The organism is Acinetobacter sp. AOR43_HL (genome assembly GCF_027854635.1).
Lineage (GTDB): Bacteria > Pseudomonadota > Gammaproteobacteria > Pseudomonadales > Moraxellaceae > Acinetobacter > Acinetobacter pittii.
Genome location: NZ_JAKTHX010000037.1, coordinates 191,900 through 202,833, shown reverse-complemented (window position 1 = coordinate 202,833; position 10,934 = coordinate 191,900). Strand labels below are relative to the sequence as shown.

The 10,934-nt window shown below is 40.5% G+C and carries 9 protein-coding genes and 1 other annotated feature; all 9 genes read right to left on the bottom strand.

Features of this window, described 5'->3' with window-relative positions; genetic code table 11:
• Positions 1-34: 34 nt before the first annotated feature.
• A protein-coding gene (locus MKL33_RS19650; protein ID WP_103270969.1) for an IS3 family transposase occupies positions 35-1,254 on the bottom strand; the annotation gives its coding sequence in 2 pieces (ribosomal slippage) (positions 35-978 and positions 978-1,254; 1,221 coding nt in all).
• Positions 863-979, bottom strand: a sequence feature (AL1L pseudoknot). It overlaps the preceding gene by 117 nt.
• 47 nt (positions 1,255-1,301) lie before the next feature.
• Complete coding sequence (locus tag MKL33_RS19645) at positions 1,302-1,655, bottom strand: hypothetical protein (RefSeq protein ID WP_270907593.1); 354 nt, start codon at positions 1,653-1,655, stop codon at positions 1,302-1,304.
• 14 nt (positions 1,656-1,669) lie between these two features.
• Positions 1,670-2,614: a cysteine synthase family protein gene (locus tag MKL33_RS19640; RefSeq protein WP_046813613.1), complete on the bottom strand. Its 945-nt coding sequence runs from the start codon at positions 2,612-2,614 to the stop codon at positions 1,670-1,672.
• 255 nt (positions 2,615-2,869) lie between these two features.
• Positions 2,870-4,090 (bottom strand): chloride channel protein, encoded by a 1,221-nt coding sequence (locus MKL33_RS19635; protein ID WP_270907592.1) that lies wholly within the window; start codon positions 4,088-4,090, stop codon positions 2,870-2,872.
• Between the two features lie 297 nt (positions 4,091-4,387).
• A complete protein-coding gene (locus MKL33_RS19630) occupies positions 4,388-6,106 on the bottom strand; it encodes an acetyl/propionyl/methylcrotonyl-CoA carboxylase subunit alpha (RefSeq protein ID WP_270907591.1) in 1,719 nt (572 codons plus the stop codon).
• Positions 6,103-7,689, bottom strand: coding sequence for an urea amidolyase family protein (locus MKL33_RS19625; RefSeq protein WP_270907590.1), 1,587 nt, complete (start codon positions 7,687-7,689; stop codon positions 6,103-6,105). The genes MKL33_RS19630 and MKL33_RS19625 overlap by 4 nt, the downstream gene beginning before the upstream one ends.
• Before the next feature lie 32 nt (positions 7,690-7,721).
• Positions 7,722-8,537: a putative hydro-lyase gene (locus MKL33_RS19620; protein ID WP_270907589.1), complete on the bottom strand. Its 816-nt coding sequence runs from the start codon at positions 8,535-8,537 to the stop codon at positions 7,722-7,724.
• Between the two features lie 2 nt (positions 8,538-8,539).
• Positions 8,540-9,304 (bottom strand): LamB/YcsF family protein, encoded by a 765-nt coding sequence (locus MKL33_RS19615; RefSeq protein ID WP_270907588.1) that lies wholly within the window; start codon positions 9,302-9,304, stop codon positions 8,540-8,542.
• A gap of 34 nt (positions 9,305-9,338) precedes the next feature.
• Positions 9,339-10,592 (bottom strand): NRAMP family divalent metal transporter, encoded by a 1,254-nt coding sequence (locus MKL33_RS19610; RefSeq protein WP_270907587.1) that lies wholly within the window; start codon positions 10,590-10,592, stop codon positions 9,339-9,341.
• Positions 10,593-10,934: the final 342 nt, after the last annotated feature.

The window sequence follows — 10,934 nt, the reverse complement described above, 5'->3', positions numbered from 1 at the left end:
CGTACCGGGTTTGTCGGAGACTTTTTTATTTAAGTTAGGCCACCTGACCTAACGGGTTAATCTTATCATAGTACATTGCTTCAAACTCAAAAGGCGATACATAACCCAGTGCACTGTGTACACGCTTTTTATTGAACCAATCTACCCAGTTTAGTGTCGCAAGTTGTACATCTGCTAAACCTTGCCAATCTGCTTTTAGATATTCAATCACCTCTGTTTTGTATAAGCCATTCACCGTTTCAGCCAAAGCATTATCGTATGAATCACCAGTCGTACCGACTGATGCTCGTAAATTTGCTGCTTCTAAACGATGGGTATAACGAATGGAAAGATATTGCACACCTCTGTCGGAATGATGAATCACATTCTTTGGCATGCCTCGATCATGCAATGCTTGCTCTAATGCATCGAGCACCATATCTGTATTCATTCGTGTAGATACTTTCCAGCCAACAATTGCTCGTGAGAACACATCAATAATAAAGGCGGTATAGACCCAGCCTGAATGAGTTTGAATATACGTAAAGTCACTGACCCACAGTTGGTCAGGATGATCAGCAGTAAAATTACGTTTCACTAAATCATCTGCTCGTTTTTGGTCATCTCGGCTACGGGTGGTTTGTTTGTTCTTACCTCGCCAAACACCTTGTATACCTAGCTTTTTCATTAATCGAGCAACAGTACAGCGTGCAATAATATAGCCTTCACGTTTCAGTTTTTGCCAGACTTTACGTACACCATACCGACCTGAACTTTCCTTCCAAATTCGTTTAATCTCCTCAGCATGATGCAAGTCATGTAAATCTCGCTTTGCTCGATGTTCTGGATTTTCGCAGAGATCTAGAGTCCGGTAATAGGTTGAGGGTGCGATCGGTAAAATTCTACAAATCGCCTCGACTCCGTACAGCTCTTTATTATTATGGATAAAATCCACCATTATTTGTGTGGGCGGTCGAGCTCCGCCTGGGCGAAAAAAGCGGCTGCTTTACGTAGAATCTCATTGGCGCGTTGCAGTTCTTTATTTTCACGTTCGAGTTGTTTAATACGTTCTTGATCTGAAAGCTGCTGTACTTTAACTGGATTTAGTTTATCTAAATATTTTTGATACCAAACACGTAGTGTTTCAGGAGTACAACCTATCTTGGGAGCAATAGCGGTGATCGCAGCCCAATTCGATGGATAATCTTTTTCAGATTCAATCAATAATTGAACCGCTCTTTCTCTGATTTCAGGGGTATATTTTAATTTTGTCATCGGGATAGTCTCTCAGAATATTGACTCTCCGACAAACCCGGTACGGTTCATACTCTATCGCCCTTATCTATACCATTTAAATACATTTTTCCTTCAAAATATTCAGATTTAATATCCACCACATTATTATTAAGTTCTGTTAGGCTATAAGGGTACCATCGTGCCATTGCAAGAGGTTTACCTGTTAATAAAGAGATAGTGGTTGCTAATGGTGCTCCCTTATCCTCTTCTGTAACAATTTTATCAAAATCACAATCTAGATGTTCTAAAATTGCATAGGCAACTTCGATTAAGACCTTGGGTCTTAATGCTGGTAACTGATCAGTAAATTCATTAACTGTTGTAAGTGTTTTTCCTGAGTTTACTACCCGTGCGTTTCTATAAATTTCTTCTAATAACATTTTTATCTCCTTAATTATTTTTCATCTTGATATTCAGGGTATACACCATCCCATCTACTTTTATATTTCCACGCATTATCAAAAAACAAAGTAACTATTGTTTTATTATTTATATTATCCATCAATGATTCACAAACTAATAAATTTGCTCCACAAGTTGGACCTATACCAATTTGATCACTTTCTATAAAGCTTTTCATTCTATTCCAAGCTTCATGACCATTAACTGTTGTAATAGCATCAATAACATCGAGACTAGTATTTGCTGATAATATACCAGCACCTAATCCCATTAAGTTATGTGGAGAATGCGTAAATTTTAAACCATTTTTCATCGCATATATTGGAGCAGACTTATCAACTTCTATACCAATAGTTTTTATATTAGGAAAATTCTCTTTTAATCTTTCTGCGATACCAGAAAAAGTTCCTCCTGTTCCAATTGAACAAACAAAATAATCTGGAGTAATTTTCAACTCCTTTAATTGATGAGTTATTTCATCACCACATTTATGCCATGCATTTTTATTTAATAGACTTGAAGCTTGATCAAGGAAATATGTATTTCTATTCAATTCAACATATTTTCGCGCAGCTTCAACACTCCCATTTAAAAACTTTTCTTTATCAGTAAATATAATTTCTGCACCGAAATTATTGATTTGATCAATCCGTTCTTGCGTCATTCCCTCAGGCATACATATAACGACTTTATAGCCCTTTTCTCGTCCAATCCATGCTAATGCAGCCCCACCATTGCCCGTAGAACAATCGACTAAAGTCATCCCTGGTTTTATGAGTTTTTCCTTTTCTAATGACTCAATAATATGAAGAAATGTTCTATCTTTATGGCTACCTGTAGGATTACTCAATTCAAATTTTGAAAAGATTTGATTCCCATTCTTAGATAAAGAAGTCAACTGTTTAAGCTCAGTGTTTCCAATTTTGTTTAAATTCATTTTTAGCTCTTTTTAACATTTGTTAAATTCTACTGATTGTTTTTTAAGGTTTTATAAACAATATTTATAAAAATAGATAATTGTTTCAAAACTGATCAAATACTAGATAAAAAATACAGACCTGTCTATATATTTTTATAAAATATAAAGATATAAGACATAAAGATAAGTTTAGATTTAAAATCTATTATTAAACAAATAATTAAAATATATGAAGTTTTATTAATTAGATTTCAACATATCTAAGAATTTTTACTAATCCATCAACTTTTTACGGCGATACAACCCACAATTTCCAGAAAACAATGCTGCCAATAAACAAGTAATAATGGCGTAAGTGGCAACATTCATTCCAAATAGCTCAACAGCTAAAATAATAGACGTTAATGGTGCCTTACTTGCCCCTGAAAACAAACTGACTAACCCTAATCCTGCAAGCAATGAAATTGGCAGATTTAAAACCGCGCCTAAAGCATTACCTAATGTCGCACCTACATAAAAGAGTGGCGTAATTTCACCACCTTTAAAGCCTGAACCTAAAGTGATAGCAGTAAAAATAGTCTTGTTAAAAAAGTCGTAAAACTCAATCGGTACATAAAAAGATGAAATGATTTTATCTGTACCCAAACCGTTGTATTGCTGATGCGCAGTGAACAACGTAAGTAGCATAATGACAATACCACCCGCCATCGTTCTTAATGGCAAATACCGAACGTATTTATAAAAAACGTCACTCGCAAAATGAATGGCTGCAATAAAGAAACGTGCGACTAGACCGAAGATCAGACCTGCCACAATTAAGTTCATGAGCGTGCCAAAATGAATGGCTGGAAACTCACTAATCACATAAAAAATATGCGGATGAACAATATCAAATAGCTCAGGGATAGCCGATGCAATCAGAGCCGATACAAAACATGGAAAAATAGCTGAGTATCTTAAATTACCTAAAGCAGTGATTTCTAACCCATAGATTGCACCTGCCAGAGGCAAGCCAAATACCCCTGCAAAGCCTGCACCAATACTGGCGATTAAACAGATTTTTCGGTTATCTTCCGAGACTTTTAATATATGGCTCAAGTGGTCAATTAAGGCACCCGAAAGCTGAACCGCTGGGCCCTCACGCCCTGCCGAACCACCAAACAGTTGCGTTAAAATTGAAGTAATAAAAATGATGGGGCTCATTCGTTTTGGAATAAACGACTTAGGCTGGTGAATTTCATCAATCAGTAAATGGGTTCCCCGTTCAATCGGTGATCCATATTTTTTAATGAGATAACCAATACCAAACCCCACAAAAGGCAAAAAGTAGATGAGCCAGTGATGCAGGCTTCTAACTTTGTTTGAAATATCAAAAGCCACAAAAATTAAAGTCGAGGCCAACCCCGCGACGACTCCAATCACGATCGAGATGACGAGCCAATAGACACTGTATTTTAGAATTTGATCATATTCAGATGAAGGTAGAATTTTCATTCGCTTTCTTCAATTCGCCTTTGAGTGAGTGCCAAATTCTCAAATTGTTTTATGCTGCCAGCTCATTAAGTGAGAAATGCTTAAACTGGGCTAAAAATTAAAGCCCGCATAAGCGAGCTTTCAATACAGTGATTAATTTTCATATCACTAAACTGTGATAAATATCTCATAATTAGTACTGATTTTCAAGCTAAAAATGGTTAACGAGTACTGTGAAAAATAACAAACTGAGTGAATAAATAAGCATTTGACCCAATTAAATTAATGCTTAAGTGAGCCAAATCATTTATTCAAAACTTAATTAATTCTCGCAATCACAGTTTCTGCATGGCAGGTCGCGCCCTTCTCTGCACCAATCTGGATAACACCACTGCGATGTGCCAGTACCTGCACTTCCATTTTCATGGCTTCCATAATGGCGACTACTTGACCTTCTGTCACTTGCTCCCCATTTTCGACTTTCCAAGCGCTAATCACACCATTAATTGGGGCAAGTAAATGCTCGGCACTCACTTCTGGCTCGGCTGTTTGTGCTTGGGCTGCCGTTGCTGGGCCTTGTGCAAACATACCCGCAGGTAAACCTAAACGGTGTAACTTGCCATCAATTTCAATGTAGCTCAGCAACATCGGTTGTTGATGGTTTGGAATGCCACGTTTGGTTGGCTTTAACTCTTGTTTAAAGTCGTTTTCGATCCAACGCGTATGTACATTAAATTTATCTGTAAAGTCAGGTTCATTAAGTACCGCACGGTGAAAGTCTAAAACCGAAGTAACACCTTCAATTTTAAATTGCTTTAAAGCACGTTTAGCGCGAGCAATTGCAACTTCTCGGGTTGGACCAGTGACAATCAGTTTTGCCATGAGTGAGTCAAAATGGCTAGACACTAATGACCCAGTTCGAACACCTGTGTCGACTCGTACACCGTTACCAAACGGCGCTTCAAATAAACTCAACACACCAAAGGCTGGAATAAACCCGCGAGCTGGGTCTTCGGCATTAATACGGAACTCAATGGCATGGCCTTGTGCTTTTGGTGTTTCTTTAATAGAAAGCGCTTCACCTTGTGCAACACGAATTTGTTCCACCACCAAATCGACTTTCGACGTTTCTTCGGTCACTGGATGCTCAACTTGCAAACGCGTGTTTACTTCTAAGAATGAAAGCTTACCGTCACGACTCAGTAAATATTCAACTGTTCCCGCACCCACATAGTTTGCTGCCTGACAAATGTTTTTTGCCGAGCTTAAAATTTGTTGGTAAATCTCATCGCTAATAAATGGCGCTGGTGCTTCTTCGACTAACTTTTGGTTACGGCGTTGCAATGAACAATCACGTGTACCCAATACCACAATATTGCCATGCTGATCAGCAATCACTTGCGCTTCTACATGGCGCGGTTTATCGAGATATTGCTCGACAAAACATTCACCACGACCAAAGGCAGCTTTTGCTTCACGTACTGCCGACTCATAAAGCTCTTGAACCTCTTCGAGTTTCCACGCAACTTTTAAGCCGCGGCCACCGCCACCAAATGCCGCTTTAATGGCAATTGGTAAACCATATTGTTTAGCAAACTCTAAAGCTTCCTCTGCATTATTGAGTGGGTCTTGCGTACCTTGAACCAACGGCGCGCCTACCGAAGCTGCAATTTTACGTGCTTCGATTTTATCGCCTAATTTTTCAATGGCACTTGGTGATGGTCCGACCCATTTTAAACCTGCATCAATCACGGCTTGGGCAAATTCAGCACGTTCAGATAAAAAGCCATAACCCGGATGGACCATGGTTGCTTTCGATTTCTTTGCAACTTCGATAATGGCTGGAATATTTAGGTAAGTCTCGCTAGCAGTCGCACCCGCCAAACCCCATGCTTCATCTGCAAGTTCGACATGCATGCTGCCAATATCGTCATCTGCATATAACGCGACTGATGAAATTCCCATATCACGGCAAGCATGAATAATACGAACGGCAATTTCACCACGGTTAGCAATCAATAATTTTTCTGTATTCATCTTTCATTCTCAAAATCTGTAAATTCGGCAATTTTTTTAAATTTGATGCGGCAACCTGCTGGAATCTGTGCCACCAAGTCCCAATGGTGTTTAGCAACAGAGCCAATGACCGGATATCCGCCCGTTAAAGGATGATCATTCATAAACAAAACGGGCTGACCACTCGGTGGAATCTGCAAAGCACCAATACATGTACCTTCACTTTCCAGTTCATGGGTAATTTTGCGAGTTAAAGACTGTGCACCTGAAAGTCTTAGCCCGACTCGGTTGCTTTCATTGGTCACCAGCCATTCTTGCTGACATAGCTGTTCAATACTGTCTTGTTCGAACCAATCGGTACGTGGGCCCATCACAATATCTAGCTCAACGACTTCGCCAGCTTGTGGCAAATCGGTTTTACCAACTTCATTTACGCTAATATTGGTTGCCTTTACTTGCCCTTGATAAATGGTATCTCCAAGTTTTAAAGGCTCTGGACCTAACACTGCCAAGCTATCAAACGAGGCACTATTGAGTACTGGTTCAACGTCTATACCACCACGAACGGCCAGATAGTTTCTTAAGCCTGCTGTTGGTGGTTGAATTTGAAATTCATCGCCTTCATCCAAATCAATCGGTTGATAGCTTGCAAAGTCTGCGGTTTGACCATCCGCAAATTTCACACGAATGTTTGAGATGGCCCCAGCCACCGCAATAACACCTGCATGTTGCATCTTTGCTTTTAAGCCACCATTTAAAACTTCAATGACAGGTGTATCGGTTGGATTACCGACAATACGGTTAGCACTGTGCATGGCAGATAAATCCATTGCACCCGCTACGCCAATACCAATATTGGTCTGATTTAAGCGTCCTTCATCTTGAATGAGCATCTGTAAACTTGGCGCAGTGATCTTAAACAGTGACACAGATTGTTTAGGCTCAACCGTACGCGTGATTTGCTGCGGTACAGTCACAGTTGTCGGGCTATGCGTCACATCTTCAAAATGTACGGTCATGCCCGGTAATAGCAATGCAGGATTTTTACGCTCTAAATCCCACATTTTTTCTGATGTTGTCCCAATCAGCTGCCAGCCACCCGGACTGTCTTTTGGGTAAATACCAGAGTATTTTCCAGCCAAGCCCAAAGAACCTGACGGTATTTTTTTACGCGGAACCGTTAAACGTGGAATATCGGTAAAAGGCTTATCGGGACTGCTCATATACGCAAAGCCCGGCGCAAAACCAATAAAAGCCACATTCCACACACTTTGGTGATGTTTTCTAATCACATCTGCCACAGACAAACCTTGTAGCTCTGCAACTTGAGCAAGGTCTTCGCCATCATAACGAATCGGCACAATCACTTCTTGACCGCTACGCTCAAATCCAGAATCAACTTTGAGACTCTGAATTGAAGCAACCAGCGTTTTAAAGTTGGTTTCGATCTCATTAAAGAAAACCAAAATTGTTTTTGCAGCGGGGACTAAGTCTTTAATTCCATTCAATTGCGTATTTTGCAATTTATTGTACAACGCCAAAGTTTCCTCTAAGCTCGCAAGCTCAATCAGAAAACAATCGGCGTTTACCGATAAAAAACGCATTTGCTTATCCTTTTAATTCTTCTTTAGTCCAATTAGCCAATCCAAGCACGGTCAGGAATGTCGGTAATAAACATGTAACCCGGTGCATGACTAATCGCAAAAGGAATTTTCGAGTTCATGACGGCAGCTTGCGGCGTTACTCCACACGCCCAAAACACTGGAATTTCACCCGCTTCAATACGAGAAGCATCGCCAAAGTCTGGCTTATTTACATCCAAAATTCCTAAGCTTTCAGGGTGCCCAATATGTACAGGTGCACCATGCACGCTCGGCATACGTGCTGTAATTTGTACCGCTTCACTAATTTGATGCGATGGAATTGGTCGCATGGAAACCACCATATTTCCTGAAATACGGCCTGCTGGTTCACACTGAATATTGCTCAAATACATCGGTACATTGGTGTCGTCATGAATATGACGAACTTCAATGCCCGCTTCTTGCAAAGCTGTTTCAAACGAAAAACTGCAACCAATTAAGAATGTCACCAAATCAGGATGAGCATTATAAATCTCTCTGCCATCGGTCACTTCATCGACCATTTGGCCATCTTTCCAAATGCGATAACGTGGGAAGTCAGTGCGGATGTCTGAGTCTGCTGCAAGCTTAGTTGCATAGATGCCTTCTTCGAGCACATCAAGCACTGGGCAGCTTTGCGGATTACGGTGTGCATAGAGTAGAAAGTCATATGCCCACTCTTTTGGCACCGAAATCATGTTGACCTGCGTCATACCTGCGGCCATCCCTGCTGTCGGTTTATCAAAACCTGCACGGATTTTTAAACGTGCATCTAACGCAGCTTCAAGTTGAGCTGGGTCGACTTTAATATCCTTATACATGGTGCTCATCCTTATGCTTTATTTACAAATGGGCGGATTTCAATATTGTTTTTTAAAAGCTCGGCTTTAATGGCAGCCGACATCTCTAGCGCACCGTCGGTATCGCCATGTAGGCAAATGGTGTCGGCTTGAATTGGGGTAAATACGCCGTCAATTGACTCAACTCCACCATTTTTAAGCATTGAAACCACACGGCTCGCAACAAATGCCGGATCGTGTAAAACCGCACCTTCTAGACGACGAGAAACCAATGAACCATCGCTGTTATAAGCACGGTCTGCAAAAGCTTCAGACACAACTTTTAAACCAGCCGCACGTGCCTGCTCTACCAAGTTCGACCCAGCTAAAGCCACTAAGACCAGTTCAGGGTTATACATTTTAATGGCATCAATTACTGCTGCTGCCTGAGCTTGGTCATGTGCAATGGTGTTATAGAGCGCGCCATGTGGTTTAACGTATTGCACTTTTGAGCCAGCTACTTTAGCCAAGCCATCGAGTGCAGAAATTTGGTAAAGCACATCGGCAATCAGTTCGTCACGTGACAAATCCATATTACGGCGGCCAAAGCCTACAAGGTCTGGATAAGACACGTGAGCGCCAATGGTCACGCCAAGCTCAGCGGCTTTACGAACCGTTTTTAAAATGCCGAGCGGGTCGCCCGCATGAAAGCCACAAGCAATATTGGCACTGGTCACGACAGGTAAAATCTGGTCATCATTACCCATTTTCCATGAGCCAAAGCTTTCACCCAAATCACTATTTAAATCTACAAACATGGCATTATTCCTTTATCACTTCACGCAGTCTGGCTTAAAGCTTGGTCAAATAGTTAAACACTGTCGTAAACGACATATAGCCCATCCACCACGTTAACAGACATGTTAATCCACCTAAAATAAGCAACCATTTTGGATAGTTATAATTACCCATCAAATCTTTACGGCACGCAGCAACATACACAAAAATTGTAAGGCCAATTGGCAACACCAAACCGTTAAAACCACCTACGAAAATGAGTAGACCTGCCGGAGTTGCACCCAATAACACATAGAGTAATAAAGCCAATGCGATAAAGGTAATGGTCGTATAGTTGGTTTGTTTTGGTGTTAAGTTCTTTTTAAACGCAGTAAAGAATGACACCGAAGTATATGCTGCGCCAATGGTGCTACTAATCCCTGCTGCCCAGAAAATTAAACCAAATAATTTAAAACCAAATGTACCTGCTGCATATTGGAATGCTTGAGCTGCCGGATTGGCGTCATGGCTAGCTAAATCAATGGTTGCACCGCTCACCACCACACCTAAAAAAGCCAAGAACAACACATAGCGCATGATGCCGACCACAACAATGCCCTTGGTCGCAGCTTTAGCAACTTCATCAATATTTTCAGGGCCAACAGCGCCTTTATCGAGTAAACGGTGTGCACCTGCATAGCAGATATAGCCACCAACCGTACCGCCAACAATGGTGGTAATAATGGCAAAGTCGATCTGATCTGGAGCAAAGGTTTGATGTACAGCTTGCCCAACCGGAGGCATTACAATGACAGCAACGATAATAATCAGGAGGATTTTAAGTAATCCCAACACGATCATGCTTTTATCCATGGCAAGCGTTGCTTTTCTTGATGCAAAAATCAAAATGGCTAATGCACCACTTAAAATACCGCCCCACTTTGTGTCTAGGCCAAACAGCGCATTTAAACCTAAAGCTGCACCGGCAATGTTACCGACACTAAAGAAAAACCCGCCCAAAATCACTAAAAATGCTAGTAAATAACCGCTACCCGGCAATGCTTTATTGGCAATGTCAGATGCACGCATTTGAGTAAGTGTCACCACTCGCCAAATATTTTGTTGAACAACATAATCAATCAGAATGGAAACTAAAATGGCAAAGCCAAATGCTGCACCTAACTTGACTGTAAATACAGCAGTCTGGGTTAAAAATCCTGGCCCCATTGCAGAGGTCGCCATCATAAAGATCGAGGCCACAATGGCCCATTGGCGATCTGATAAAAAAGAAAATTTCAGTAAAGACATATTAATGCGTTCCTCATCCATTTGAGCTTAACAACGCTATTTTCAAGTTGAACCAAGAACACCATTTTTTGTCCCAAACGATATTCTTTAATCCTTTAAAATGACAAAGATTCCCTGTTCCCCAATCAACACAATCGGTGATCAAATCTTGTGTCTAAAATAAAAACATAGCTAATCCCTACGGACAATAAGACTTTTTACATAAAATAAAAAATTCAAATATTTGATTTTTAATGATTTATTAATTATCAAAAAATCAGGATAAGCTTTACTTATTGAAGTTAATAAGCTGCTTTTATGGTTTTACATACAAAACAGCTTTTTTAAATAAGAAAAAATAGGGATAAAAGACACACAAAAACA

Excerpts from the sequence above, each read along its gene's own strand:
- MKL33_RS19615 (WP_270907588.1), bottom strand. The coding sequence starts at position 9,304 with ATGTTTGTAGATTTAAATAGTGATTTGGGTGAAAGCTTTGGCTCATGG.
- MKL33_RS19620 (WP_270907589.1), bottom strand. The coding sequence starts at position 8,537 with ATGAGCACCATGTATAAGGATATTAAAGTCGACCCAGCTCAACTTGAA.
- MKL33_RS19645 (WP_270907593.1), bottom strand. The coding sequence starts at position 1,655 with ATGTTATTAGAAGAAATTTATAGAAACGCACGGGTAGTAAACTCAGGA.
- MKL33_RS19610 (WP_270907587.1), bottom strand. The coding sequence starts at position 10,592 with ATGGATGAGGAACGCATTAATATGTCTTTACTGAAATTTTCTTTTTTA.
- MKL33_RS19640 (WP_046813613.1), bottom strand. The coding sequence starts at position 2,614 with ATGAATTTAAACAAAATTGGAAACACTGAGCTTAAACAGTTGACTTCT.
- MKL33_RS19635 (WP_270907592.1), bottom strand. The coding sequence starts at position 4,090 with ATGAAAATTCTACCTTCATCTGAATATGATCAAATTCTAAAATACAGT.
- MKL33_RS19630 (WP_270907591.1), bottom strand. The coding sequence starts at position 6,106 with ATGAATACAGAAAAATTATTGATTGCTAACCGTGGTGAAATTGCCGTT.
- MKL33_RS19625 (WP_270907590.1), bottom strand. The coding sequence starts at position 7,689 with ATGCGTTTTTTATCGGTAAACGCCGATTGTTTTCTGATTGAGCTTGCG.